This is a genomic window from Pseudomonas sp. 2995-3 (genome assembly GCF_002742565.1).
Classification (GTDB): Bacteria; Pseudomonadota; Gammaproteobacteria; order Pseudomonadales; family Pseudomonadaceae; genus Aquipseudomonas; species Aquipseudomonas edaphica.
In genome coordinates, this window is sequence record NZ_LJSB01000315.1 from 457,029 (window position 1) to 482,833 (window position 25,805).

Sequence of the window (25,805 nt, forward strand, 5' to 3'; positions counted from 1 at the left end):
CTACAATTCAATGCTCATGCCGTCGTAAGCCACTTCGACATTGCGCCGCACCAGCTCGGCGCGCTCGGGGGAGTCTTCGTCGAGGATCGGGTTGGTGTTGTTGATGTGGATAAGCACCTTGCGCTGCTTGGGTAGCTGCTCCAGTACTTCGAGCATGCCGCCAGGGCCGTTCTGCGCCAGGTGGCCCATCTCGCGGCCGGTGCGGGTGCCGACGCCGCGGCGCTGCATTTCATCGTCGTCCCACATCGTGCCGTCTACCAGCAGGCAGTCGCTGCCCGCCATGATTTCCAGCAGCGGCGCGTCGACTTTGCCCAGGCCTGGGGCGTAGAACAATTTACCGCCAGTGCGCAGGTCCTCGACGATCAGGCCGATGTTATCGCCTGGGTGCGGGTCAAAGCGGTGTGGCGAGTAGGGCGGCGCGGCGCTGCGCAAGGGCAGCGGGGTGAAGCGCAGATTCGGGCAGGCCGGGATGGTGAAGCTGGCGTCCAGCTCGATACGGTTCCAGGCCAGGCCGCCGTTCCAGTGGGTCAACATGGTGAACAGCGGGAAACCGGTGCTGAGGTCTTCATGGACCATGTCGGTGCACCACACCTGATGCGGGCAACCTTCGCGCAAGCTCAACAGGCCGGTGGTGTGATCGATCTGGCTGTCCATCAGGATGATCGCGCTGATGCCGGTGTCGCGCAGCGCGCGGCCGGGTTGCATCGGCGCAAAGCCTTGCAGTTGCGCACGGATATCCGGCGAAGCATTGCACAGCACCCAGTTCACGCCATCGTCGGAAATCGCGATGGACGACTGGGTACGCGCTTGGGCGCGCAGGCTGCCGTCGCGAAAGCCTGCGCAGTTCACGCAGTTGCAGTTCCACTGCGGGAAGCCACCGCCGGCGGCGGAACCTAGAATCTGGACAAACATGATTGCTCCATCACGCAAAGCTCAAAACAAAAACGCCCCGGGCGAACCGAGGCGTTGTATTACTCAGCCAATCAACGGCTGGCGAAGTACATGGTGACTTCGAAACCGATACGCAGATCAGTGTAAGCGGGTTTGGACCAGGTCATATTCATACTCCTACCAAGGGATGGGACGTTCACTACCAAGTAATACATATAGTCCACCTCCTATTGGAGATGTTCAGATATTGCGTATGAATATTACGCAATTCTTTTCAAGTTAGCGCTGTCTTGACGGAAAAAGCCTGTTGCAGGGTTGGCAATGATCAGCCTGCCGGTTGCCAGGCGTCGTTGATTCGCGGGCCGTTGGCCACGCAACGCCAGCCGCCTGAGGCATCGTTGAGTTGCTGGGCGGCGCGCTGCAGATCCGTGCGTGTGCGGTTTTGTATCAACTGTTGTAGCAGGTCCAGGTAACCCGACGGATGGCCCGCCAAGTAAGCCTGCCACAGCAGTTCGGCGGCTTGGTTGAGCGGCAGTTGCTGGGCATTTAATTGCTGCGCCAGGGTCTGGTTGCCCAGGTCTGGGCTGCTGTCGATTAACGACGGTAATTGCTTCAGAAAGGTCTGCAGGTGATCGACGATCCCGCTCAGTGAAACGCTGGGAGACTGCACACCAAACAGCAGCCCGGTTTGCCCGTTGACCTGTCGGATGCCGCTGAAAACCGCGTAGCCGATTTGCAGATCAACCCGCAGGCGCTGGTAAAACGGCCCGTGCAGCAGATGCCCAAGCAGTCGCCAGGCGGCTTCGTCGGCCAAGGCTGGCGACGGTGCTGGGCAAAACAGCAGTAAAGCGGCTTCATTGGAGTCTGTATTTATCGCGTGCCAGAGCTTCCGGCCGTCGAGGGTTGGCAGTGTGTGTTCAATGCTTGCCGCCTGCCCAGGCAGCCGCGCTGCGGCGATTTTGATCGCGGCTTCACAAGCGGCCGGCAATCCAAAGCCGAGCCCATGCCATCGAGCCGTCGCCCATGAAGCTGGCCCGGAGTGAGTGTCGGTGCAGCAAACGGGCAGCGCCTTGAGCAACGCTCGGATGGCGATCATCGGTGTCGCGGCGGGTGCGGCGTCTTGTGGCAGGCTTAAGCTTTGCGCCAATACGTCCAGAACAGCCGGCATGGGCTGATGAAGACCGACCATTTTCACCAGGAAATCATTGCCGATCGTTTCGAAAGATAACTCCACTCCGGCCTGCCGGGCATTTTCGCGCAATGGCTGTAATGTATTTTCCAACCCCACGGGCGCGGCGTTATCAAACTGCCATTGCAGATACAGCGCGCCTTCATCGGTGTCATCCGCCAATGCCTGGCTGAATGTCAGCGCCGACACCTCCCGACGGCCCCGGGAGCGGTCTTGGGCGAAGGTGCGCAAACCACGATGGGCGCTGGTCTGGCCCCGGATCAGCCCGGCGCGTTGTTCTTTGGTGGGCGGGCGCAGGAATGGGTTGTTCGGCGGCAACTGCCAAGCCTGTCTGGCCGGTTTGAGGTGCAGTGAATCCAGCAGTTTTTTGAGTGCGACGACGCCCTGTTCCGACAGGTCTTCACTTTCGTTTCGCACCCATGCCAAGGCACTTTGGGTCTGTTGCTGGCGAGCGTTCAGCAAGGCGAACTCTTCGCGTAAAGGTGTCCAATCGCTGTGTGCGAAAAAGCTCAGCCAGTCGTGCAGCAACGCTTCGATTTGCGTAGCCGAATCGTCTTGAGTATCGAGGGTAAAGTCGATATCCAATACGGCTTGCCCGGCAAACGCATAAAGCACGGTCGCCTGCATGGCGTTGGCCAGTTTTCGCGCTTTCAGCTCAGCCAGTAAACCACCCGGCGCCGTAGCATTGAGCCAGGTGCAGAGAAATGCCAGCGCTTGGCGAGGCGCGTCACAGGTGATGACGTGATGCAGGTGGTTATCGGCGATGTGTTGAAAGCCTTGGGCGTGGCCGAGCATCAGCGCAGGCGGCGCAGCCTGTGGGTGCTGAGGGCCAGTGGCCAATTCGTCGCTGAAACGCTGGGCCAACGCTTGCAGTTCTTCCAATGGTTGCGGGCCGGCAAGGTGTAACGTCATCTGCCCGCTCTGATAGAACCTGGTATGGAATTCCTTCAATGCCTGCTGAAACGCCTCACGCTCAACCGGCAGGCTATCCCGATTACCGGCATGAAAACCGCGCAGCGGATGGTCCGCCGCCAAGCCTTCCAGCAGCGCAACCTGCTGCTGCGCCTTGGCATCCTGGGACCAGGCCACAAACTCCGCTTGCAGCACTTCGCGCTCACGCAGTTGGTCTTCAATCGTCAGGCGCGGATGGGTGAGCATATCCGCCAGCCGCTCCAGCCCATCGGCAAAGGTTGGCACCGGCAATTCAAAGAAAAAGTCCGTGGTGCGCTCGCGGGTGCTGGCGTTGACCTGCCCACCCTGGTGCTGCACGTAGGCCATCAAGCCTTCGCTTGTGGGAAAACGCGCAGTGCCGAGAAACAGCAAATGCTCAAGAAAATGCGCCAAGCCCGGCCACGCGAGTGGCACGTCATGGCTGCCGGCGGCCACGCGCAACATCGCGGCGCAACGCTTCAAGCGTGGCGCATGGCGCAAGGAAACCCGCAGGCCGTTGGCCAGGGTCAAGTCAAGGTGATGAGGGTGGGCCGGCGCAGGCATGGGCACTTCCGAAACGTAGGATGTGCCTATGCTAACAAACCGTCTGGCTCAGGGCTTGTGCAGCGCGCCGTACAGCTCTGGGCGACGGTCTTGCAGGTAGTGATTGGCAGCGCGGGCATCCAGGATCGACTGGCGATCCAGCGTACCGACGATCAACGATTCATCCAGCCCCGCCTGGGCGATTCGCTGGCCATTGGGCGCAGCAATACTGCTTTGCCCGCAGTACTGAATCTCGCCTTCGTGCCCGCAGTAGTTGGCGTAGGCCACATAGCACTGGTTTTCAAAGGCCCGCGCCCGCACGGTCACGTCGGCAACAAAGTCGAACGGCACCATATTGGCCGTCGGCACCAGGATTACCTCGGCGCCGGCCAGGGCCAGGCGTCGGGTGTTTTCCGGGAACTCCAGGTCGTAGCAGATCAAAAACCCGAGCTTCCAGCCGTTAAGCTCCACCAGCGGGAAATCATCTTCCCCGGCGCTGAACATCGAGTGGTCCAGGTCGCCAAACAGATGAGTCTTGCGGTAGTTGCACAGGCGCTGGCCGTGGGCATCGATCAACTGCACGGCGTTGTAGATCTGCCCGTCCTCAGCCCGCTCCGGGTAACCGTAGAGAATGGCCAGTCCGGCGCTTTTGGCCAACTCGGCAATCGCCTGAGCCGACGGCCCATCCTGGGCTTCGGCCAGCGCGCCCACCGCTTCGGCACCGATGTTGTAGCCGCTGAGGAACATCTCCGGCAGCACCAGCACGTCGGCACCGGTCGCCTCATGCGCCAATTGATGCAGGCGCTTGAGGTTGCCGGCCACATCCAGCGGCAGCGGTGGGCATTGGTACAGGGCGACACGCATGCTTAACTCCTTAATCGGCCAGGGCGATCGGGCCGATTTCGTCAAAGACATCACCTGGGCCCGGGTTTTCGGGGTGAGTGCTGCCGCCGAAGTGGGTCATGATGCCCCATACCGCATTCAGCGAGGTTTGCACCGCGCCCTCGACCCAAGCAGGCGTCCAGGATACGTCGTCACCGGCGATAAAAATCCCACGCTGTTCGGCGGGCATGTCCTTCTGCATAAAGTGCGCATACATGCGCTGGTTGTAGCGATAGTGGCCGGGCAATGCACCTTTGAAGGCGCCGAGGAAATGCGGGTCGGCTTCCCAGGACACGGTGATCGGGTCGCCGATGATGCGCGCCTTGATATCGACTTTCGGGTAGATCTTTTTCAGCGCGTCGAGTGCCAGTTTCACGCGCTTGTCGATGGGTTGCGGGAGCATTTTCAGCGCGTCGCTCATCCACGAGTACGACAGGCAAATCACGCCTGGCTTGTCGTCACCGTTGTCGAACAGATAGGTGCCACGGGTGAGGCGGTCGGTGAGGGTCATGCTCATCAGGTCGCGGCCGGTCTCCGGGTCCTTGTCTTTCCAGAACGGGCGGTCGACCATCACGAAGGTTTTCGACGATTGCATGTAGCGCGTGCGGTCCAGAGCCATCCACATTTTTTGCGAGAACAGGGTTTCGTCGCATTCGATCTGGGTGGTCAGCAGCCAGCTTTGACAGGTGGTCAACACGGCGGCGTATTCGCGGGTGTCACCGTAGTTGTCGGTGACCGCAAAGCGGCCATCGGCAGCGTGGGCAATGCGTTTTACCCCCGCCCGTGGCGCGCCGCGATGCAGCGAGCTGAGGCTGGTGCCGGCGGGCCAATGGGCGCAACGCTCCGGCACATGGCGCCAGATGCCCATGGGCACTTGCGCTACGCCGCCAACCACCAGGTGTTGGTGATCGTCGCAGTTGGTCATCACCACGCGGAAAATTTCCAGCATGGAGTTGGGGAAATCCGAGTCCCAGCCGCCAGTGCCGAAACCCACCTGGCCAAACACTTCACGGTGCGCGAACGACAGTTTGGCGAACGCCTTGGAAGTGGCGACGAAGTCATAGAAGGTGCGGTCGTCCCACAGCGGTACCAGCTTGTTCCACAGCGCCTTGAGGCGCGGCACGTCACGGTCGCGAATGGCTTGCTGGATATCACCGAACTGCGAGCCGGCCTCCAGCGCATCCGCCCAGGCATCGGCAACTTCCTGGAATAGCACCGGCAGGTCCGAGAGTTTTTGTGCGTAGTGGGTCTGGCCTTCGAGGTCGACCACGGTGCTGCCGGAAGCCGGTGTCAGTGGGTTAGGAAAAGGTTTGGTCTCCAGGCCCAGCTTGTCCACATAGTGGTAGAACGCGGTGGACGACACCGGAAAACGCATGCCGCCCAGCTCGGCGATGATGCCTTCGGCGCCTTCAAAGGCCTGGGAGCGCAAACGCCCGCCCATCTTCGAGGCCTCGTATACCACCGGCTTGAGGCCCAGCTTCATCAGCTCGTAAGCCGCCACCAGCCCTGCGATCCCGGCTCCCACAATCGCCACTTCCGCGCCATGGTTGGCCGCGGGAATACTGCCCAGGCCAGCCGGGTGTTCGATCCAGTCATCAAAGGCAAACGGAAAATCCGGGCCAAAGATGGTGATAGGTTTTTTACCGTCGGCGGGATGGCGATTGGTCTTGCTGATGGTGCTGGACGGAATGCTCATGGCTGACCTTACTGACGACTCGGCGGGATTCGGCCCGTTGAGTATAGGAAAAGATGGCAGCCAGTTTAGGGAGCGTAGCGTTCGTTATTAAGACGCAATGTGTCGTCGGATTGAATTGTTTTTAGTCAGAATGACGAAGTGGCTGGTCAAACTGGCTGACCACGGTCCAATTTGTTACTGAGGATGATCGACGTGGTGGTTTTTTCCACGCCCTCGACGCTGCCGATCTGGTCCAGCAACTGGTCCAGCTGTTCCGGCGAATCAGTGCGCAGCCAGGCCACGTAATCAAACTCGCCACTCACCGCACACAATTGCTGCACCTGCGCCATGGCGCTCAACCGGCGCAGCACTTCCTTGCCCGAGCGCGCTTGAACGGTGATGCCGACATACGCCTGCAAACCCCCGTCGACCACACGCTGCCCGAGGCGCACGCCATAACCGGTGATCACCTGGGTTTTCTCCAGGCGCGCCAGGCGCGAGGTCACCGTGGTGCGCGCAATGCCCAACTGCCGGGCAAGCATGGCCACGCTTTCGCGGGCGTTAATCTGCAAGGCGGCGATCAGTTGGCGATCGATTTCGTCGAGGGCGGGCAAGGGTGGGGCTCCGGTGTGTAGGGGCAGTGCGCGGATATATTACAGGCTTGTGTTGGCAAGGAGGTGAACGGTGCTGCGATGAGTGTGATTGGGAGTGGGCACAAAAACTGACAGAAGTTCGCTGGTTAAAAGGGCTAATACGTCGCCATCATCTCATCACACAGGTCTGCTTTAAGGGTGAGAAGACTTTTTTATAGGTGTGTCTTGTGTGTATACAAACACCCTGAGAAGCGAGGACGTGTAACCGTGCCTCATCCCAAGTCAGAGATTGCCAAGGGCACCTTGCACAGTATTTTCAAATCAGCAGGCCTCAACTGTAGAGCTTGACTGAGGAATTGGATGGGCTCGGTGGAGTTCGTTCAGAGGATGACCAATGAAATTCCCAGTGGTAGTACACAAAGACGCCGACTCGGACTACAGCGTGACCGTTCCGGACGTACCAGGCTGCTTCTCGGCAGGCGCTTCGTTTTCCGAGGCGTTGGATAATGTTCGGGAAGCGCTGGCGCTGCATCTCGAAGGGTTGGTCGCCGACGAAGAAAAGCTTCCTCAGGCCCAAGAGGTGGATGTTCATCTGGACAATCCGGATTACGCCGGTGGCGTATGGGCGATTGTCGACTTTGACCTGACTCCGTACTTGGGTAAGTCGGTGCGGTTCAACGCTTCTTTGCCGGAGCAGTTGTTGCACCGCATTGATGAGCGAGTGCAGAAGGATCATCGCTATGCATCGCGGTCAGGGTTTTTGGCGACAGCAGCGCTGCGTGAACTGGCCGTTTGAGTCGAATGCCAGACACGAAAAAGCCGCGCAATGCGCGGCTTTCTTGTTTGGTGGGCCCAGTAGGACTCGAACCTACGACCAAGGGATTATGAGTCCCCTGCTCTAACCAACTGAGCTATAGGCCCTCAGTAGGACGCGGATTATAGCGACGGTTTCCGTGCTGTGCCATCCGAAAAGTCTGAAACCCGCATATGAAGAAAAGTCTCGGCAAAAAGCTCCGGCGGCAGCGGCAGGCTGACGATGTAGCCTTGCATCTGTTCGCAGCCTTCGGCGGCCAGGAAGGCTTGTTGTGCGGGGTTTTCCACGCCTTCGGCAATGATGGTGAATTGCATGCTGTGGCCCAGGGCGATGATGGCGCGCACGATGGCGGCGTCGTGGGGGTCGTCGGGCAGGCCGCGCACGAAAGACTGGTCGATCTTGAGGAAGTCCAGTGGCAGGCGCTTGAGGTAACTGAGTGAAGAATAGCCGGTGCCGAAGTCATCGATGGCCAGTTGCACGCCCAGGTGCTTGAGTTGGTGCAGCACTTCGAGGGCTTCTTCGGCCTGGCTCATGATGAAGTTTTCGGTGATCTCCAGTTGCAGGCAACCGGGCTCCAGGTGGTAGTCGTGCAACAGTTGTTCGATGCGCGCGAGCAGGTTGGGGTGACGCAGTTGTGCGCCGGCGAGGTTGACTGACAGTGAGCCGAAATCGTTGAAGGCGCGTTTCCACGTGTGCATCTGACGGCAGGCCTGTTCCAGTACCCAGTCGCCAATCTGCAGGATCGTGCCGTTCTCCTCGGCCAGGGCGATGAAGTGTTCCGGCGGCACGTCGCCAAAGGTCGGGTGGTGCCAGCGAATCAATGCTTCGGCGCCGATCAGTTCCTGGGTGACCAGGCTGAGCTTCGGTTGGTAGTACAGAAACAGCTCTTCACGCTCGATGGCACGGCGCAGTTCGTGCTCGAGGGCCACGCGTTCGTTGGCCTGGGCGGTGAGGTCGCGAGTGTAGCTCTCGACACGGTTGCGGCCTTTGGCCTTGGAGCGGTACATCGCGGCATCGGCGTTTTTGACCAGGGTAGCGACGTCGGTACCGTCCTGTGGATAGAGGCTGGTACCGATGCTGGCGCTGATAAAGAACTCATGCTCGCCGGCCTGGAACGGCGGGGTGAAGCAGGCGAGCAGTTTATTGGCCAGGTGTTCGGCATCGCTGGCTTGTTGCAGACCGGGCAGCAGGATGATGAATTCGTCGCCGCCCAGGCGTGCCACGGTGTCGATGTCGCGCAGTTGCTCCTTGAGGCGCACGGCGATGTCCTTGAGCAGCAGGTCGCCGACGGGGTGGCCGAGGCTGTCGTTGATATGCTTGAACCGGTCCAGGTCGAGGAACAGCACGGCGCCTTGGTGACCGGTTTCTTCCTGGCTGGTGAGGGCGGCTTGCAGTCTGCTTTCAAACAGGGTGCGGTTGGGCAGGCCGGTCAGTGGGTCGTGGTGTGCCTGATAATCGAGGCGAGCCTGGGCGTGCTTGAGACTGGAGATGTCGGCAAACACGGCAACAAAGTGTGTGATCAACTGGTCGCGGTTACGCACGGCGCTGATGGTCAGCCAGCTGGGGTATAGCTCGCCGTTTTTGCGGCGGTTGGAAATCTCGCCCTGCCAGTGGCCGTGGGCGGTCAATTGATGCCACATCGCCGCATAGAACGCGCTGTCATGCAGGCCGGAAGCGAGCAGGCGCGGCGTGCTGCCAAGGGCTTCGGCTTCGCTGTAGCCGGTGATTTCGCTGAAAGCACGGTTGACGGCGCTGATGTTCTGCCGGGTGTCGGTGATCAATACTCCTTCGGCCGTGCTCTCGAACACCGTGGCGGCCTGTTGCAGTTTTTCCTGCATCACTTGGCGCTCGGTGATGTCACGGGCGATGGTCAGCATGCAGTCATCCTCGCCGATGGGCAGCGGCCGGCTGGACACTTCGCACAGGCGAATCAAGCCGTCGGCGCGGCGGATATGGCAGACGAAGTCACGCACAAAACCGTCGCGTTGCATCAGTTCCAGCATGTGCTTGCGTTCGTTGAGGTCGACCCAGATGCCCAGGTCCAGGGTCGACTGGTCGAGCGAGTTCGCACTGCTAAAGCCCGTCAGGCGGGTGAAGCCTTCGTTCACTTCAATCAAAAGCCCATCGCGTTGGCGGCTGAGCAGCAAACCGTCGGGTGAGGCGTGGAAGGCCTTGGCGAATTTCTCTTCGGAGGTTTGCAGCAGTTGCTGGGTTTCCTTGAGTTGGGTGATGTCACGCACCACCACCACCAGGGCTTCTGTGGTGTCGAGTTGGAAAGGCTCGGCGGAAATCAATCCGGTAAACGCCTGGCCATTGCTGCGCAGAAATGGCATTTCCAGGTTGCGGATGCTGGTGGTCTGCACACGTTGCAGCAGGTCGGGGCCGACGCCTTGAATGCCCCAGATGTTCAGTTCGGTGGCGGTTTTGCCCACGACTTGTTCGGCGCTCAGCCCAATCTGGTCCTCGAATGCCTTGTTCACCTCCAGCAGGCAGCCATCAGAGAGGCGGGCGATGACCAGGATGTCCGGGCATTGCTGAAACACCGAGGCAAACTTCTCTTCGGAAAGCTGCAAAGCCTCCTCTGTGCGCTTGGCTTCGCTGATATCGATCATCAAACCGCGCAACACCGGCTCATGGCCGTGCTCGATCAGGCTGACGATATCGCGCACCCACAAGCAACGGCCGTCGGCGGTAATCACTCGATAATCGAGGCTGTGATCGCGGTTGGCGCGGGTTTCCTGGAAGCAGAATGCCTCCGCTCGGGTCAGGTCGGCAGGGTGGATGATGTTGCGCCAGAAGCCTGGAATCAGCCAATGGGCGCGGGGATAGCCCAGCAGGTCTTCGGCGTGGGGCGAAACGTAGCTGTAGGTGAAGTCGGTGATGCTGGCTTCCCAGGCAATCGCGGACAGGCTCTCGACCAGGCCGCGATAGTGGTATTCGCTGCTGCGCAACTCTTGCTCAAGGGCGACTCGCCTGGCAATTTCCGAGCTGAGCCGACGGTTGATGCGAATCACGATGGCCAACACGGTGCTCAGCAGCAGCACCGCCGGCAGGCCGTACATCAGCAAGTCGGCCCAGAAGGTGCGGTGATCGGTGAAGCTGCCGACCCAGTGTTGCTGGATCGCGTCGGTTTCGTCGGAGCTGAGGTCAGCGAGGACTTTGTCCAGGATGCCCACCAGTATTTTCTGGTCGCGCGGCACGCCCATCGCCAACTGGTACCGATAGGGCGTTTCGCCGCTGACGTATAAACCATCCAGCTTGAGCTGGCGCAGGCTCCAGACGCTGGAGGCGAGGTCGCCGACAACCGCATCCACTTCATCGGTGGCCAGGGCTTGCAGCGTCGAGCTGACGTTCGGCATGGCCACCAGGTTGAGGTCGGGATGGTGGGTGCGCAGTAATTCGTGCGGCGCGTAGTTTTCCACCACGGCGATCTTCAGGCCGTACAGGTCTTTAAGGTTGCGCGGTTTCGCGCCGCCCTCATGGGCGAGGATGACGATCGGGAAATCCAGGTACGGACGTGTAAAGGCCAGGTAATTCTGGCGTTCGGGCGTCGACATGATGCCGGGCAACAGGTCGAGCTGGTTGTTTTTCGCCTGTTCGAGCACGGCGGTCCAGTTTTCCGGCTCGATGAGCTTGATCCGCACGCCCAGGCGGTCCTGGATCAGGCGTACATAGTCGGCTGCGAGGCCTTGATAACGGCCATTTTCATCACGGTATTCGAAGGGCGGCCAAGAAGCGTCCACCCCCAGGCGCAGCTCCTGATGGTCCGCCAGCCAGCCACGCTCATCATCAGTAAGAGTCAACGCGCCAGCCGTTGCGGTCCAGGCGAGCAGCGACAGCAGTATCACGGTCGGCAGTCTGGGCATAACGGTCTCGTTATGGCACGGGGAATGTTTCGAGTGTAGACGGGCATTGCGGGGGAGGGGGTGTTGCGGGGGAAGTTAATCCATAGAAAGTAATCTATGGAAAACAAAACCCCCGGCCTGGGCCGGGGGTTCTGGTATCACTCGTCGAGGAAGGAGCGCAGATGCTCGCTTCGCGTCGGGTGGCGCAACTTGCGCAGCGCCTTGGCTTCGATCTGACGGATCCGCTCGCGGGTCACGTCAAACTGCTTACCGACTTCCTCAAGGGTGTGGTCGGTATTCATGTCGATGCCGAAACGCATGCGCAGTACCTTGGCTTCACGGGCAGTGAGGCCGGACAGTACGTCGCGAGTCGCTTCTTTAAGGCTCTCAACAGTGGCGACATCGATTGGCGACTGCATGGTCGAGTCTTCGATGAAGTCACCCAGGTGGGAGTCTTCGTCATCACCAATCGGCGTTTCCATGGAGATCGGCTCTTTAGCGATCTTCAATACCTTGCGGATTTTATCCTCAGGCATTTCCATGCGTTCGCCCAGCTCTTCCGGGGTCGGTTCGCGACCCATTTCCTGCAACATCTGCCGGGAAATACGGTTGAGCTTGTTGATCGTCTCGATCATGTGCACCGGAATACGGATGGTGCGAGCCTGGTCGGCGATCGAGCGAGTGATCGCCTGACGGATCCACCAGGTGGCATAAGTCGAGAACTTGTAGCCGCGACGGTATTCGAACTTGTCCACCGCCTTCATCAAGCCGATGTTGCCTTCCTGGATCAGATCGAGGAATTGCAGACCACGGTTGGTGTACTTCTTGGCGATCGAGATCACCAGACGCAAGTTCGCTTCAACCATCTCTTTCTTCGCGCGGCGGGCCTTGGCCTCACCGATCGACATGCGACGGTTGATGTCTTTGATTTCAGCAATCGTCAGACCGGTTTCGGTCTCAAGCGCGGTCAGCTTCTGCTGGCAACGGATGATGTCCGGCTGCAGGCGACCAATGGCTTCGGCGTATTTCGCCTTACCTTTGGCCAGTGCGTCGGTCCAGCTTTCGTCTACTTCGTTGCCCGGGAACTGGCGCAGGAAGTCAGCCCGCGGCATACGTGCATCACGTACACACAGCTGCATGATTGCGCGTTCTTGCGCACGCAGACGTTCAAGGGCACTGCGAACACGCTCAACCAAGCCTTCGAATTGCTTCGGTACCAGCTTGATCGGCATGAACAGCTCAGCCAGGGCCACCAGCTCGGCAATCGCCAGCTTGTTGGAGCGACCGTGCTTTTTCAGGGCCTTGCGGGTGATTTCCATTTGATCGGAAACCGCACCGAAACGCTGGGCTGCGATGATCGGGTCCGGGCCGCTTTCAACTTCATCTTCGTCGTCGCTGCTGGCTTCAGCATCGTCGTCTTCGGTGTCGTCGTCAGCCTTCGCGGCTTTCGCATCGACGGGCGGCGGTACTTCGGCGGCAGGCGGCGCAATGCCGTCGTCCGGGTCGATGTAGCCGCTCAGAACGTCAGACAGGCGGCCACCTTCGGTGGTGACGCGAGTGTACTCGGAGAGAATGTGGTCAACCGTGCCAGGGAAGTGCGCGATTGCGCCCATCACTTCACGGATACCCTCTTCAATACGTTTGGCGATTTCGATTTCGCCTTCACGTGTCAGCAGCTCGACGGTACCCATTTCACGCATATACATGCGCACAGGGTCAGTCGTACGACCGATGTCGGTCTCCACCGCTGCCAGCGCAGCAGCCGCTTCTTCAGCAGCTGCCTCGTCGGTATCGGAGTCGGCCAACATAAGGGCGTCCGCATCCGGAGCACTCTCGTGTACGGGGATCCCCATGTCATTAATCATGCGGATGATGTCTTCCACCTGCTCAGGATCTGAAATATCCTCAGGCAGGTGATCGTTGACCTCTGCGTAAGTCAGATATTTCTGCTCACGACCAAGGGTGATCAACTCTTTAATACGAGACTGTTGTTGCGCTTTTCCGGACATAACACCCTATCCACTGAAGGTCTTGGCGGGCAAAAAACAAGCCGAGGATTATACCCGAGCTATGACCTCACACGCCAGCTGAGGTCGGGTTAGATGTACAAACATTCTGTTTTAAGAGGTCGCGCATCTGTTTTGCTATCTGAATTTGCTCTTCAGCCGACAATCCCGGCTGCCTTGCACGCTTGATCAGCTCATCCAGGGTCTGCGTGTGCTGACCTGCGGATAACCTAGTAATGGTGTCTAAAAACTGTTGTTCAAGGTTGTCGCCGTCAATTAGCCACTCCTTTTCCGCCAGTGCTTTAAGCAAGCGTCCTTGTTCGGTGCCGTGCCAACGAGCCATCAATTGAATTGAGTTTAGCTTAGGATTTTTCTGTACCGCCTCAATCAAGGCGATCAGTACCTGAGCATACGTGTTGCTCTCGTTGGCAAAGTGATCGGCGCTCTCAACTTTTTTTGCCAATTGCGGGTGGTGAATAAGTGTTCGCAGCGCAATGAGCGTTGGAGCTTCGACGGCGACAGGAGTTCGCGGCGCGTATGCCTCGTCGCGGTCACCGCGTTTGCCGTTCTTGTTCCAGGGTTTCTTGTCCCATTTTTTACCGCCGGCGCCGGGTTTCTTCGGTGTCCACTCCTGCTGGGGCGCATAGGCCTCCTGCGGTTGGTGGAAGTCGGAATAGTCCGGCATGGCGTCGTAATCCATGCCTGGGTCGTAGGCCGGTGGCGCTTCCTGCGGTGCGCTATGCACCAGCTGGCTGACGGCCTCGCCACTCAGGCCGGTGATTTCCAGCAGGCGCATGCGCATCAGTGACTTCAGGTTGGCGCCTGGCACTTTGTCGATCAGCGGCGCTGCGAGGGTGGCCATGTGGGCCTTGCCTTCGAGGGAGCGCGGGTCGGCTTCTTCGGTTAACTGCTGGAAGAAATAGTCCGCCAGCGGCTGTGCGTGTTGATTGATGCGGGCGCGGAAGGCGTCGGTGCCTTCGGAGCGCACCAGGGTGTCCGGGTCTTCGCCTTCGGGCAGGAACAGAAAGCGCGCGCGGCGCCCGTCCTGCAGGCTCGACAGCGTGGCTTCGAGCGCACGCCAGGCGGCGTTACGGCCGGCCTGGTCGCCGTCAAAACAGAACAGCACGCTGGGCACCACGCGAAAGAGACGCTTCATGTGTTCTTCGCTGGTGGCGGTGCCCAGGGTAGCGACGGCATTGCGCAGGCCTTGCTGCGCCAGGGCAATGACGTCCATGTAGCCTTCCACCACGATGATTTCATCGAGGTTGCGATTGTTTTTGCGCGCTTCAAACAGGCCGTAGAGTTCCTGGCCCTTGTGAAATACCGGCGTTTCCGGGGAGTTCAGGTATTTAGGCTTGTCGTCCCCGAGCACGCGGCCACCAAAAGCGATGATGCGGCCACGGCTGTCGCGGATCGGAAACATCACGCGGTCGCGGAAGCGGTCATAGCGCTTGCCGGTCTCGGCGTTTTCCACGAGTAGACCGGCATCGATCATGGCCTTCTGCTGCAGCGTATCGCTGCTCAGATGCTTGTACAGGTTGTCCCAGCCCGGCGGGGCGAAGCCCAGGCCAAAATCCCGGGCGATCTCACCGGTGAGGCCGCGACCCTTGAGGTACTCGACGGCGGCCTTGCGCTGCGGATGGCTTTTAAGCGCCTGACGGTAGAAGTCGGCAGCGGCCGTCAGCAGCGGGTACAGCGGCGAATCAGTGGGTTGACGCGGTTTGTGCGAGCGGCCACTTTCTTCGCGGGGGATTTCCATGCCGGCGGCTTTGGCCAGTTCCTCGACAGCCTGGGGGAAGTCCAGGTTGTCGTGGTCCATGATAAAGCCGAGGGCATTGCCGCCCGCGCCGCAACCGAAGCAGTAGTAGAACTGCTTGTCGGGGCTGACGCTGAATGACGGGGTTTTTTCTTTGTGGAACGGGCAGCAGGCGGTGTAGTTCTTGCCGGCCTTCTTCATTTGCACGCGCGAGCTGACAACATCGACGATGTCGGTGCGGTTAAGAAGGTCGTCAATAAAACTCTGGGGAATCAGCCCGGCCATGGCGTTCTCGTCATCACTGCGTGTAAATGAGGGCCCGTGAAGTGATCAAGCGCACGTATCGAGTGCTCGAACATCTATCGTTTGCATGGGGAGTGTATCTGCCGAGCATTCACTGACGTTAGTTTGTATCAGTCTTCGGCTTGGAAATGTTGCCCTGGCGTCCGGTGTTGGCCAATAGCAGCCTCGGAAAAGCCTTGATGGGCACAGCCGACACAGTTGATCGTCTGTTTGTAGAATCTGTGTTGCAAGAAAAAGGGGTGTGCTCGTCAGTAGCCTTGTTAGGCTCGTCAGAAGAGACGCGCACCGCTGGCAGAAGAGCCAGTCCTGACGTGTGAAGCAGTGTCTCGGTCGCGTGTGCGGCGTCGACGGTGAAGCATCAAGCGATATCCGCAAATGCCAACAGCCCGGCTGAGGGCCGGGCTTGGCAGAAGCTTGCTACGTAAGTCTGTGTATTAGTACAGACGAACGGCGCGGCGCTGTTCGCGCTGAACTTTCTTGGCGTGACGCTTAACAGCGGCTGCTGCTTTACGCTTACGCTCAGAAGTTGGCTTCTCATAAAATTCGCGGCTACGAACTTCAGCCAGAACACCGGCTTTTTCGCAGGAGCGCTTGAAACGACGCAGAGCTACGTCGAAGGGTTCGTTCTCTTTTACTTTGACGGCTGGCATCCAGAGCTACCTTCTTTCATTACCGGGAATCAACGTTCTCGTCGCAAAAAATTCGCGGCTGAGGTCGTCGGTTTTTAAGGGTTGCGGATGTTAACCCCTCATTGACCGGAATGCAAAGCCTCTGATCGAAAACCGCTAGTCGGGAGGGGGAGTGGCGACTATTATGCGCGCCTTCGAATTCAGCCTCTACAAGGCGCAAACCCATGCTAGTACTGGGACTTGAAACCTCCTGCGACGAAACCGGTGTCGCACTTTACGACAGTGAACGCGGGCTTTTGGCCGATGCACTGTTCAGTCAGATCGACCTGCACCGCGCCTATGGCGGGGTGGTGCCGGAGCTGGCCAGCCGAGATCACGTCAAGCGCATGCTGCCCTTGATTCGCCAGGTATTGGACGAGGCCGGCTGCGTGCCGACCGAGATCGACGCGATCGCCTATACCGCAGGCCCCGGATTGGTTGGAGCCCTTCTGGTTGGGGCCTCTTGCGCCCAGGCGCTGGCATTTGCCTGGGGTATTCCAGCCCTCGGCGTGCACCATATGGAAGGCCATTTACTGGCACCGATGCTGGAAAAAACACCGCCGCAGTTCCCGTTCGTCGCTTTGTTGGTTTCCGGTGGTCACACGCAGTTGGTTCAGGTGGATGGAATCGGCCAATACACGCTTTTGGGTGAGTCGCTGGACGACGCCGCCGGCGAAGCTTTCGACAAAACCGCGAAGATGATGGGCCTCAATTATCCCGGTGGCCCGGAAATCGCGCGGCTGGCCGAAAAAGGTGTGCCGGGCCGCTACACCTTCCCGCGCCCGATGTGCGACCGCCCAGGCCTGATGTTCAGTTTCAGCGGCTTGAAAACCTCCGCACTGAACACCTGGCAGCAAAGCGTCAGCGCCGGGGACGACAGTGAACAAGCCCGTTGCGACATCGCGCTGGCGTTCCAGCAGGCCGTGGTGGAGACTTTGACCATCAAGTGCAAGCGCGCCCTGAAACAGGCGGGCATGCAGCGTCTGGTGATCGCAGGCGGCGTCAGCGCCAACAAGGCGCTGCGTACCTCGCTGGAAAAAATGCTCGGCGACATGAAGGGTGACGTGTTCTACGCGCGCCCTGAGTTTTGCACCGACAACGGCGCAATGATTGCCTACGCCGGTTGCCAGCGCTTGCAGGCCGGGCAGCACGAAAGCCTGGCGATCAGCGTGCAGGCACGCTGGCCGATGGAGCAGCTTTCACCGCTTTAAGTGGCTTGGCTTGCGCGGGGCTCATCAACGGTATTTAAAAATGCCGTTCGCGCCCGGCAAACAGGTCGCGTAAATTGCCGCGGTGGCGCCACACGATCAGCAGTGTCAGTACGCTCATCGGCAGCAACGCCGCCGGTGCCTGCCAGGCGAGCAGCGGCAGGGTGAGTGGCGTGGCGATCAGTGCGGCCAGCGAGCTGGTGCGGGTCAGGTAGAACGTCAGCAGCCAGGCCAGCACGGCCAGCAGCGCTGCCGGAGGGTAAACCCCCAGCAGCATGCCGGCCGCGGTCGCGACGCCTTTGCCGCCGCGAAAACGGAAGTACAGCGGAAACAGATGGCCCAGGACGGCGCACACGCCCACCCAGGCCTGCTGTTGCAAGGTAAGACCGGCGAAGCTGGCGATCAGTACGGGCAACAAGCCCTTGCAGAGGTCGCCCAGCAGCGTCAGTACGGCGAGTTTCTTGCCGGCCAGGCGCAACATATTGGTGGCGCCGGCATTGCCTGAGCCACTCATTCGCGGGTCGGGATTTCCCGTCAGGCGGCTGAGCAAAATGGCGAAGGACAGCGAGCCGAGCAGGTAGGCGAGAATCGCCAGTAACCAAAACATGCTAACTATTCCGGGCGAGGACGCCCTGATTCTAACCGGGGCAATGCGCCCTTGTCGTGCTGCGGAGAAGAGCTTGGACAGAGTGTTTATCGAAGGCCTGGAAGTCGACACCGTAATCGGGGCCTACGACTGGGAGCGCGGCATCAAGCAATGCCTGCGCCTGGACCTTAGCTTCGCCTGGGACAATCGCCCGGCGGCCGCCGGTGACGACCTGACCCTGGCGCTGGATTACGCCAGTGTGTCCACGCGTATCCAGGCCTTTGCCGAGCAATCCCAATACCAGTTGGTGGAAACCTTTGCCGAGCGGTTGGCCGAAGTGCTGATGAACGAATTCCAGATTCCCTGGCTGCACCTCAAATTGACCAAGCCCGGCGCCGTACCGGCTGCCAAAGGCGTGGGCGTGGAGATCGAGCGCGGATGTCGCTAACTCAGGTTTACCTTGGCCTTGGCAGCAATATCGAGCGCGAGCCGCACCTGTGTGCCGGCTTGGACGCGTTGGCGAGTTTCTTGACCGATGTACGCTGCTCCGCGGTGTTTGAAAGCCAGCCGGTGGGCATCAAGAGCGGGCCATTCTTCAACCTTGTTGTGTCGGCGTATACCGACCTGCCGTTGATGGAGCTGGATCGTCGGTTGAAATTCATCGAGGCTGACAATGGTCGTTATGCCCCGGACCGCAAAGGGCTGCCGTTGGATATCGACGTGCTGCTGTACGGTGACCTGGTGGGGAATTTCGATGGCTTGATCCTGCCCCGCGCAGAGATCCTGAAGAATGCTTTTGTGTTGTGGCCGTTGTCGTTGATGGCGCCGGATCGCGTGCACCCTGAAGTCGACAAGACCATGGCCGAGTTATGGCGCGATACGCAGATCGACCAGGTGCTGGCGCCAGTTGCGTTTGAATGGAGGGGCCAGCAGTTGACCCCGGCGGATCTACTGTAGCCGCCGATGCGCCTGGCTTGACCGGATTCAACTGTGGGAGCGGGCTTGCCCGCGAAAGCGGTGGTTCAGTCAGCATCAATGTTTACTGTGCCGACGTCTTCGCGGGCAAGCCCGCTCCCACACGTTTTGCGCTTAACTGAACGGCATTGATGCAAGCCCGTCTGCCACAAAGAGTAACGACTACAGGTTGTATTGCTCTTTGTAGGCTTTGAGCACCTTGAGTCGCTCACGCTTGAGCGCCTCGCCCAGCTCCGGGCCTTTGAAACCTTTCTCCAGCAAGGGCGCCACCGGTACTTCGCGAGCGGCCTTGGCTGCGCCGCGTAAATAATCCGCCTGTGGATAACTTCTCTGCTCCAGGCCCTTGCGGCCCCGGGCGTCCATTTCGCAACTCACTACAAACTCTTCAAAGCGCTGCGGCCGGCGATACACGTCAAAACTTTGCAGCAACTCCAGCAGCGTCGAGGCTTTCAGCTCCAGCGCACGGTGGCCGTGGGTGTGGTATTGGCCGACCAGCAGGGCCAGTTCCTGGCAATCCTTCGGCACCTTGAAGCGTTCATTGACCGCCTTGATCAGCTTCAAGCCCGTGTGTTCGTGGGCAATATGCTGCGGCAACTTATCCACAGGCGTCAGGCCTTTGCCCAGGTCGTGCAGCAGGCAGGCCCAGCGCACGGTCAGCGGCTGCTGATGCAAGGCGGCTTGCTCGAGCACGCTAAGGGTATGGATGCCGGTGTCGATTTCCGGGTGATGAGCCTCGGGTTGTGGCACGCCAAACAGTGCATTCACTTCGGGCATCAGGGTTTTCAGCGCGTTGCAGTCGCGCAGTACCTGAATAAACACCTGCGGCTGATCCTCCATCAGCGCCCTGGAAATTTCTTTCCAGCTGCGCTCCGGGGTCAAGGCTTGCAGTTCGCCGGACTCGCTGAGTTGGCGCATCAGTTCCAGGGTTTGCGGGGCGACGGTAAAACTCAAGTGAGCGTAACGCGCAGCAAAGCGTGCAACACGCAGCACTCGCAGGGGATCTTCGGCGAACGCGGGAGAAACGTGACGCAGAATCCGTGCTTCTAGGTCGCTCTGGCCGCCATAGGGATCGGTCAGGTTGCCGTCATCATCCTCGGCCATGGCGTTGATGGTCAGGTCACGGCGAATCAGGTCTTCTTCCAGCGTGACCTCGGGGCTTGCGTGAAACACAAAGCCGCCATAACCCCGGCCACTCTTGCGTTCGGTGCGGGCGAGGGCGTATTCGTCGCCGTTCTTTGGGTCCAGGAATACCGGGAAGTCAGCACCGACTGGCTTGTAGCCTTTAGCGAGCATTTCTTCAGTGGTCGCACCGACCACGACGCGGTCGATATCGGTGACCTTGAGGCCGAGCAGGCGATCACGCACCGCACCGCCGACTGTGTAGATTTTCATGAAAAAGCCTCCATTAGCGGCACAGGATACCGCCTGAGCCGGACCAATGGAGGCTTTGCTGTTTCAGAGATGTACGACGGCCAGGTCCAGGCGGCCGTAGTCGTTATCGTTGTGGTCGGTGCGTGGCGGCACGTGGTGGGTTTTCATCACCTGATCGCCCTGCAGGGTTTCCAGGTGAATGTCGAAGCCCCACAGCCGGTGCAGGTGTTTGAGCACTTCCTCGGTGGACTCGCCCAAAGGTTTGCGGTCGTGCTGCTGGTGACGCAAGGTCAGCGAACGGTCGCCGCGCACATCAATGCTGTAGATCTGCACGTTTGGCTCACGGTTGCCCAGGTTGTACTGCGCTGCCAGGGTTTCACGGATGGTGCGGTAGCCGGGCTCATCGTGGATGGCAGGCACCACCAGATCATCCTTGAGGTCGTCATCGAGAATGCTGAACAGCTTGAGGTCGCGAATCACCTGGGGTGACAGGTACTGCAGGATGAAACTCTCATCCTTGAAGCTGCTCATGGCGAACTTGATGGTCGACAACCAGTCGCTGCCGGCGATTTCCGGGAACCAGCGGCGGTCTTCTTCGGTGGGGTGTTCACACATGCGCCGGATGTCCCGGTACATGGCAAAGCCCAGCGCGTAGGGGTTGATGCCGCTGTAATACGGGCTGTCAAAACCGGGCTGGAACACCACGCTGGTATGGGAGGTGAGGAACTCCATCATGAAACCGTCGGTGACCAGGCCTTCGTCGTACAGGTCATTCATCAAGGTGTAGTGCCAGAACGTTGCCCAGCCTTCGTTCATCACCTGAGTTTGGCGCTGTGGATAAAAATACTGGGCGATCTTGCGCACAATGCGCACGATTTCTCGCTGCCACGGCTCCAGCAACGGCGCGTGTTTTTCCAGGAAGTACAAGATGTTTTCCTGAGGTTCGGCGGGGAAGCGTGCATTGTCCTTGTCGCTGTTTTTGCCGGCCTTTTTAGGAATCGTGCGCCACAGGTCGTTGATCTGCTTTTGCAGGTGCTCCTCACGCTCCTTCTGGCGCAGGCGTTCTTCCTCGGCGGAAATCGGATACGGGCGTTTGTAACGGTCGACGCCGTAGTTCATCAGCGCGTGGCAAGAGTCGAGCAAGTCCTCTACCGCATCGATGCCATGGCGTTCCTCGCATTGCATGATGTACTGCTTGGCGAACACCAGGTAATCGATGATCGAGCTGGCATCGGTCCAGGTGCGGAACAGGTAGTTGCCCTTGAAAAAACTGTTATGCCCGTAGCACGCGTGGGCCACCACCAGTGCCTGCATGCAGATGGTGTTTTCTTCCATCAGGTAGGCGATACACGGGTCGGAGTTGATCACGATCTCGTAGGCCAGGCCCATCTGCCCACGGGTGTAGGACTTCTCGGTGCTGAGGAAGTGTTTGCCATAGGACCAATGGTGGTAGCCCAAGGGCATGCCGACCGAGGCGTAGGCATCCATCATCTGCTCGGCGGTGATCACTTCGATCTGGTTGGGGTAGGTGTCCAGGGCATAACCCGCCGCGATGCGGCTGATTTCCCGGTCATAGGCCTGGATCAGTTCAAAGGTCCACTCGGAGCCGGTGGAAATGGGTTGGCGCTTATGCTCTTTTTTGGCGGTCATGTCACTAACCTGCGCTGGAAGAGTTCACGGAAGACCGGGTAGATATCGCCGGCCGAGACCAGTTGCTGCTGGGCGAACGTATCGGCAAAGGCTTCGCCGATGCGCTCGTATTCGAACCACAGTGCCTGGTGCTCACGAGGGGTAATTTCAACGTAGGTGTAGTACTGCACGAACGGCATGATCTGGTTGATCAGGATATCGCGGCAGATCGGCGAGTCATCGTTCCAGTTATCGCCGTCGGAGGCTTGCGCGGCGTAGATGTTCCACTCATTGGCAGGGTAGCGCTCGGCCATGATCTCCTGCATCAGCTTCAAGGCGCTGGACACGATGGTGCCGCCGGTTTCCCGCGAGTAGAAGAACTCTTCTTCGTCCACTTCCCGGGCGCTGGTGTGATGGCGGATGAACACCACGTCGATCTTGTCGTAGTTACGCTTCAGGAACAGGTACAGCAGGATGAAAAAGCGCTTGGCAATGTCCTTGGTGGCCTGGGTCATGGAGCCGGAAACGTCCATCAGGCAGAACATCACCGCCTTGGAGCTGGGGTTGGGTTGTTTCACCAGCAAGTTGTATTTGAGGTCGAAGGTGTCGAGGAACGGCACGCGGTGAATACGCGCGCTGAGTTTCTCGATTTCGGCCTCTATTTGCTGGATATCACCGAAGTTATCCGGTTCTTCGCGCTTTAAGCGCGCCAGTTCTTCCTTGGCCTCCTTCAGTTTGGCGCGGCTGCTACCGGACAGTGCGATACGGCGTGCATGGGCCGAGCGCAGCGTGCGAATGATATTGATGCGGGACGGGTTGCCCTCGTTACTGATCCCTGCGCGCACGGTCTTGAAGGTGTCGGTGCCGGTCAGGTTGCGTTTGACCAGGTTGGGCAATTCCAGGTCTTCAAACATGAATTCCAGGAATTCTTCCTGGGTGATCTGGAACACGAACTCGTCCATGCCCTCGCCGGAGTTGCCGGCTTTGCCGGGGCCTTTACCGCCACCACCGCCTTGGGGGCGCTGGATATGCTCGCCGGTGGTGAATTCCTTGTTGCCGGGGTGCACGACGGTCTGTTTGCCGCCCCGGCCGTGGTGCAGCACCGGTTCGTCGATGTCGCGTCCGGGAATGCTGATTTGCTCGCCATGCTCCATGTCAGTAATGGAGCGGCGGCTGACGGCCTCTTCAACGGCCTTTTTGATGTGGTCACGGTAACGCCGCAGGAAACGCTGACGGTTTACCGTGCTCTTGTTCTTGCCATTGAGGCGTCGGTCGATCACATAGCTCATGGGGAGCCCTCCGGGCAGCTTCACGTTACAAGCTTCAAGCCGCGAGCTGGAAGCTTAGAGACAAGCGGTCGGCTGCCGGGCCAGAAGCCCGGCAGCACGCGCCTGTCGCTGCCTTACTGTGATTTACGCACCCGCAGGTACCACTCGGAAAGCAGGCGTACCTGTTTGTCGGTGTAGCCGCGTTCGACCATGCGCGTAACAAAGTCGTTGTGTTTTTGCTGGTCCTCCTTGCTGGCCTTGGCGTTGAAGCTGATAACCGGCAGCAGGTCCTCGGTGTTGGAGAACATTTTTTTCTCGATGACCACCCGCAGCTTCTCGTAGCTGAGCCAGGTAGGGTTCTTGCCGTTGTTGTTGGCACGGGCGCGCAGCACGAAGTTGACGATTTCGTTGCGGAAATCCTTCGGATTGCTGATGCCGGCCGGTTTTTCGATCTTCTCCAGTTCCTCGTTGAGGGCCACGCGGTTGAGGATCTCGCCGGTTTCCGGGTCGCGGTATTCCTGGTCCTGAATCCAGAAGTCGGCGTACAGCACGTAGCGGTCAAAGATGTTCTGGCCGTACTCGCTGTAGGACTCCAGGTATGCAGTCTGGATTTCCTTGCCGATGAACTCGATGTAGCGCGGCGCCAGGTATTCCTTGAGGAAGCGCAGGTAGCGTTCGCGGGTTTCGGCCTGGAATTGCTCCTGTTCGATCTGCTGTTCCAGCACATAGAGCAGATGCACCGGGTTGGCGGCGATCTCGTGCGGGTCGAAGTTAAAGACCTTGGAGAGGATCTTGAACGCGAAACGGGTGGAAAGGCCGTTCATGCCCTCATCCACGCCCGCCGTGTCGCGATATTCCTGGATCGACTTGGCTTTGGGGTCGGTGTCCTTGAGGTTTTCGCCGTCGTACACGCGCATTTTCGAGTAGATGTTCGAGTTTTCCGGCTCCTTGAGGCGCGAGAGCACGGTGAATTGCGCAAGCATCTTCAGGGTGTCAGGCGCGCAATGGGCCTTGGCCAGGGAGCTGTTGAACAGCAGCTTGTCGTAAATCTTGATTTCATCACTGACCCGCAGGCAGTACGGCACCTTGACGATGTAGATCCGGTCGATGAAGGCTTCGTTGTTCTTGTTGTTGCGGAAGGTATGCCATTCCGATTCGTTGGAGTGAGCCAGCAGGATCCCGGTGAACGGAATCGCGCCCAGGCCTTCGGTACTGTTGTAGTTGCCTTCCTGGGTGGCGGTAAGCAGTGGGTGCAGCACCTTGATCGGCGCTTTGAACATTTCCACGAACTCCATCAGGCCCTGGTTGGCCCGGCACAGTGCGCCCGAGTAGCTGTAGGCGTCGGCGTCGTTCTGTGGGAATTCCTCGAGTTTGCGGATATCGACCTTGCCCACCAGCGCCGAGATGTCCTGGTTGTTCTCGTCACCTGGCTCGGTCTTGGCCACGCCGATCTGGTTGAGGATCGACGGGTAGAGTTTCACCACGCGGAACTGGCTGATGTCGCCGCCAAACTCCGACAGCCGTTTGGTGGCCCACGGCGACATGATGGTATTGAGGTAGCGGCGTGGGATGCCGAAGTCTTCTTCGAGGATCGCGCCATCTTCCGTGGCGTTGAACAACCCCAAAGGCGACTCGAACACCGGCGAGCCCTTGATGGCGTAGAAGGGCACCTTCTCGATCAGTTGTTTGAGCTTTTCCGCCAGGGACGACTTACCGCCGCCGACCGGGCCGAGCAGGTAGAGGATCTGTTTCTTCTCTTCCAGGCCTTGGGCGGCGTGGCGGAAGTAGGAGACGATCTGGTCGATGCATTCTTCCATGCCGTGGAAGTCTTCAAAGGCCGGGTAGCGGCGGATCACCTTGTTGGAGAATATTCGCGACAGGCGCGAATTGTTCGAGGTGTCTACCAGCTCCGGCTCACCAATCGCCAGCAGCAGGCGTTCGGCGGCAGATGCGTAGGTGCTGCGGTCCTTTTTGCACAGCTCGAGATACTCCTGCAGGGTGAGTTCTTCCTGCTGGGTGGACTCGAAGCGTTGTTGGAAGTGGCTAAAGATACTCATGACGTCGTCACCTCGCTCGATACGTGGAGCCGACGCCGGATCAATCAGTCGATGCTGGCAGCCATTGGCGATCGCCACTGGCTGTTTTCCCCCCAGAACACCCTGAAACGCTACCGATGACCCGCACGCCGGTGTACCGGCTCTCCCCTGATTCGGATGGCCTGCGCTTAAGGATAGTTCGGAATCCGGGAGGTCAAGGCGCGATGCGCAATTAGTTTGGCTGCGCCGTTCGTCAGAAACGGCGCAAGCCCAAGCGTCACGCGGGGTGGCGGGGTGTGAAAAAAATTATTGCGAATTGTCGGAGGCAATTTCTGCAGGATAGGTCGTACGCCACAGCTCGAAGCCACCGTCCAGGCTATAGACGTCGGAGAAGCCCTGGCTGATCAGATAGGCCGCTGCGCTCTGGCTGGAGTTGCCGTGGTAGCAGGCCACGATCACCGGTGCATCGAGGTCGGCGGCACGGATGAAGTCTTGGATGTTGTGGTTGTCCAGATGCTGCGCGCCGCTGATGTGGCCTGCTGCATAGGTCGGCTGGTCGCGGATGTCGACCACCACGGCGCCTTGCTCGCGCAGGGCCTGGGCTTGTTCGGGAGGGATACGTTTGAATTCGCTCATG

Annotated in this window: 20 protein-coding genes, 1 tRNA gene and 1 pseudogene; 5 read left to right on the top strand and 17 right to left on the bottom strand. The window is 59.4% G+C overall.

Features of this window, described 5'->3' with window-relative positions; genetic code table 11:
* The 6 genes from pqqB to AOA62_RS29300 form a co-directional block, all read right to left on the bottom strand.
* Positions 1-912 carry a pyrroloquinoline quinone biosynthesis protein PqqB gene (gene pqqB / locus AOA62_RS29275; protein WP_010207003.1) on the bottom strand — a complete coding sequence of 304 codons (912 nt, stop codon included), beginning with the start codon at positions 910-912 and terminating at the stop codon, positions 1-3.
* A 71-nt stretch (positions 913-983) separates the two neighbouring features.
* Entirely contained in the window at positions 984-1,058 is a 75-nt protein-coding gene (gene pqqA, locus AOA62_RS29280) for a pyrroloquinoline quinone precursor peptide PqqA (RefSeq protein WP_003194766.1), read from the bottom strand.
* Positions 1,059-1,216: 158 nt separating this feature from the next.
* Positions 1,217-3,574, bottom strand: a complete 2,358-nt coding sequence (gene pqqF / locus AOA62_RS29285) for a pyrroloquinoline quinone biosynthesis protein PqqF (RefSeq protein ID WP_099550413.1) — start codon at positions 3,572-3,574, stop codon at positions 1,217-1,219.
* 48 nt (positions 3,575-3,622) lie between these two features.
* Positions 3,623-4,417, bottom strand: a complete 795-nt coding sequence (locus AOA62_RS29290; RefSeq protein ID WP_017138045.1) for a carbon-nitrogen hydrolase family protein — start codon at positions 4,415-4,417, stop codon at positions 3,623-3,625.
* Between the two features lie 10 nt (positions 4,418-4,427).
* The gene (locus AOA62_RS29295; protein WP_065929487.1) at positions 4,428-6,110 is read right to left on the bottom strand and encodes an NAD(P)/FAD-dependent oxidoreductase; all 1,683 of its coding nucleotides are present in this window, start codon (positions 6,108-6,110) and stop codon (positions 4,428-4,430) included.
* A gap of 167 nt (positions 6,111-6,277) precedes the next feature.
* Positions 6,278-6,724, bottom strand: a complete 447-nt coding sequence (locus tag AOA62_RS29300) for an Lrp/AsnC family transcriptional regulator (RefSeq protein WP_058420501.1) — start codon at positions 6,722-6,724, stop codon at positions 6,278-6,280.
* Positions 6,725-6,937: 213 nt separating this feature from the next.
* Here AOA62_RS29300 and AOA62_RS29305 point away from each other — a divergent pair.
* Both AOA62_RS29305 and AOA62_RS29310 read left to right on the top strand, forming a co-directional pair.
* Positions 6,938-7,051: pseudogene (locus AOA62_RS29305) on the top strand (type II toxin-antitoxin system HicA family toxin); the annotation flags it as partial.
* 46 nt (positions 7,052-7,097) lie between these two features.
* The gene (locus AOA62_RS29310; protein ID WP_099550415.1) at positions 7,098-7,499 is read left to right on the top strand and encodes a type II toxin-antitoxin system HicB family antitoxin; all 402 of its coding nucleotides are present in this window, start codon (positions 7,098-7,100) and stop codon (positions 7,497-7,499) included.
* A gap of 48 nt (positions 7,500-7,547) precedes the next feature.
* On the opposite strand, the gene AOA62_RS29315 is transcribed toward AOA62_RS29310, so the two are convergent.
* The 5 genes from AOA62_RS29315 to rpsU all read right to left on the bottom strand — a co-directional run bounded on the left by AOA62_RS29315 (position 7,548) and on the right by rpsU (position 16,077).
* Positions 7,548-7,624 (bottom strand) — tRNA-Ile (locus tag AOA62_RS29315).
* A gap of 15 nt (positions 7,625-7,639) precedes the next feature.
* Positions 7,640-11,383, bottom strand: a complete 3,744-nt coding sequence (locus AOA62_RS29320) for an EAL domain-containing protein (RefSeq protein ID WP_099550416.1) — start codon at positions 11,381-11,383, stop codon at positions 7,640-7,642.
* Between the two features lie 137 nt (positions 11,384-11,520).
* Entirely contained in the window at positions 11,521-13,371 is a 1,851-nt protein-coding gene (gene rpoD / locus AOA62_RS29325; RefSeq protein ID WP_017138049.1) for an RNA polymerase sigma factor RpoD, read from the bottom strand.
* Positions 13,372-13,438: 67 nt separating this feature from the next.
* The gene (gene dnaG / locus AOA62_RS29330; protein ID WP_017138050.1) at positions 13,439-15,409 is read right to left on the bottom strand and encodes a DNA primase; all 1,971 of its coding nucleotides are present in this window, start codon (positions 15,407-15,409) and stop codon (positions 13,439-13,441) included.
* 452 nt (positions 15,410-15,861) lie between these two features.
* On the bottom strand, positions 15,862-16,077 hold the full coding sequence (gene rpsU / locus AOA62_RS29335; protein ID WP_002551877.1) for a 30S ribosomal protein S21: 216 nt from the start codon (positions 16,075-16,077) through the stop codon (positions 15,862-15,864).
* Between the two features lie 203 nt (positions 16,078-16,280).
* Between rpsU and tsaD the strand changes: the two genes are divergently transcribed.
* Positions 16,281-17,306, top strand: coding sequence for a tRNA (adenosine(37)-N6)-threonylcarbamoyltransferase complex transferase subunit TsaD (gene tsaD / locus AOA62_RS29340; protein WP_017138051.1), 1,026 nt, complete (start codon positions 16,281-16,283; stop codon positions 17,304-17,306).
* Positions 17,307-17,340: 34 nt separating this feature from the next.
* Here tsaD and plsY read toward each other — a convergent pair whose 3' ends face one another.
* Complete coding sequence (plsY, locus tag AOA62_RS29345; protein WP_056857845.1) at positions 17,341-17,910, bottom strand: glycerol-3-phosphate 1-O-acyltransferase PlsY; 570 nt, start codon at positions 17,908-17,910, stop codon at positions 17,341-17,343.
* A 73-nt stretch (positions 17,911-17,983) separates the two neighbouring features.
* Here plsY and folB point away from each other — a divergent pair, with 73 nt between their 5' ends.
* On the top strand, positions 17,984-18,337 hold the full coding sequence (gene folB / locus AOA62_RS29350) for a dihydroneopterin aldolase (protein WP_017138053.1): 354 nt from the start codon (positions 17,984-17,986) through the stop codon (positions 18,335-18,337).
* Positions 18,328-18,846 carry a 2-amino-4-hydroxy-6-hydroxymethyldihydropteridine diphosphokinase gene (folK, locus tag AOA62_RS29355; RefSeq protein ID WP_099550417.1) on the top strand — a complete coding sequence of 173 codons (519 nt, stop codon included), beginning with the start codon at positions 18,328-18,330 and terminating at the stop codon, positions 18,844-18,846. The genes folB and folK overlap by 10 nt, the downstream gene beginning before the upstream one ends.
* A 180-nt stretch (positions 18,847-19,026) precedes the next feature.
* Here folK and AOA62_RS29360 read toward each other — a convergent pair whose 3' ends face one another.
* The 5 genes from AOA62_RS29360 to glpE all read right to left on the bottom strand — a co-directional run bounded on the left by AOA62_RS29360 (position 19,027) and on the right by glpE (position 25,804).
* Positions 19,027-20,256 (bottom strand): multifunctional CCA addition/repair protein, encoded by a 1,230-nt coding sequence (locus AOA62_RS29360; protein ID WP_099550418.1) that lies wholly within the window; start codon positions 20,254-20,256, stop codon positions 19,027-19,029.
* Between the two features lie 63 nt (positions 20,257-20,319).
* Positions 20,320-21,885 carry a SpoVR family protein gene (locus AOA62_RS29365; RefSeq protein WP_017138056.1) on the bottom strand — a complete coding sequence of 522 codons (1,566 nt, stop codon included), beginning with the start codon at positions 21,883-21,885 and terminating at the stop codon, positions 20,320-20,322.
* Complete coding sequence (locus AOA62_RS29370) at positions 21,882-23,153, bottom strand: YeaH/YhbH family protein (RefSeq protein WP_017138057.1); 1,272 nt, start codon at positions 23,151-23,153, stop codon at positions 21,882-21,884. Before AOA62_RS29370 ends, AOA62_RS29365 begins: the two co-directional genes overlap by 4 nt.
* A 113-nt stretch (positions 23,154-23,266) precedes the next feature.
* Positions 23,267-25,189 (bottom strand): PrkA family serine protein kinase, encoded by a 1,923-nt coding sequence (locus AOA62_RS29375; RefSeq protein ID WP_026013778.1) that lies wholly within the window; start codon positions 25,187-25,189, stop codon positions 23,267-23,269.
* A gap of 285 nt (positions 25,190-25,474) precedes the next feature.
* Positions 25,475-25,804 carry a thiosulfate sulfurtransferase GlpE gene (gene glpE / locus AOA62_RS29380; protein WP_017138059.1) on the bottom strand — a complete coding sequence of 110 codons (330 nt, stop codon included), beginning with the start codon at positions 25,802-25,804 and terminating at the stop codon, positions 25,475-25,477.
* Position 25,805: the final 1 nt, after the last annotated feature.

Coding starts and splice junctions, on each gene's coding strand:
- AOA62_RS29320 (WP_099550416.1), bottom strand. CDS start 11,383: ATGCCCAGACTGCCGACCGTGATACTGCTGTCGCTGCTCGCCTGGACC.
- glpE (WP_017138059.1), bottom strand. CDS start 25,804: ATGAGCGAATTCAAACGTATCCCTCCCGAACAAGCCCAGGCCCTGCGC.
- plsY (WP_056857845.1), bottom strand. CDS start 17,910: ATGTTTTGGTTACTGGCGATTCTCGCCTACCTGCTCGGCTCGCTGTCC.
- AOA62_RS29290 (WP_017138045.1), bottom strand. CDS start 4,417: ATGCGTGTCGCCCTGTACCAATGCCCACCGCTGCCGCTGGATGTGGCC.
- tsaD (WP_017138051.1), top strand. CDS start 16,281: ATGCTAGTACTGGGACTTGAAACCTCCTGCGACGAAACCGGTGTCGCA.
- AOA62_RS29360 (WP_099550418.1), bottom strand. CDS start 20,256: ATGAAAATCTACACAGTCGGCGGTGCGGTGCGTGATCGCCTGCTCGGC.
- rpoD (WP_017138049.1), bottom strand. CDS start 13,371: ATGTCCGGAAAAGCGCAACAACAGTCTCGTATTAAAGAGTTGATCACC.
- rpsU (WP_002551877.1), bottom strand. CDS start 16,077: ATGCCAGCCGTCAAAGTAAAAGAGAACGAACCCTTCGACGTAGCTCTG.
- folK (WP_099550417.1), top strand. CDS start 18,328: ATGTCGCTAACTCAGGTTTACCTTGGCCTTGGCAGCAATATCGAGCGC.
- AOA62_RS29370 (WP_017138057.1), bottom strand. CDS start 23,153: ATGAGCTATGTGATCGACCGACGCCTCAATGGCAAGAACAAGAGCACG.
- AOA62_RS29365 (WP_017138056.1), bottom strand. CDS start 21,885: ATGACCGCCAAAAAAGAGCATAAGCGCCAACCCATTTCCACCGGCTCC.
- dnaG (WP_017138050.1), bottom strand. CDS start 15,409: ATGGCCGGGCTGATTCCCCAGAGTTTTATTGACGACCTTCTTAACCGC.
- AOA62_RS29310 (WP_099550415.1), top strand. CDS start 7,098: ATGAAATTCCCAGTGGTAGTACACAAAGACGCCGACTCGGACTACAGC.
- AOA62_RS29375 (WP_026013778.1), bottom strand. CDS start 25,189: ATGAGTATCTTTAGCCACTTCCAACAACGCTTCGAGTCCACCCAGCAG.
- pqqF (WP_099550413.1), bottom strand. CDS start 3,574: ATGCCTGCGCCGGCCCACCCTCATCACCTTGACTTGACCCTGGCCAAC.
- pqqB (WP_010207003.1), bottom strand. CDS start 912: ATGTTTGTCCAGATTCTAGGTTCCGCCGCCGGCGGTGGCTTCCCGCAG.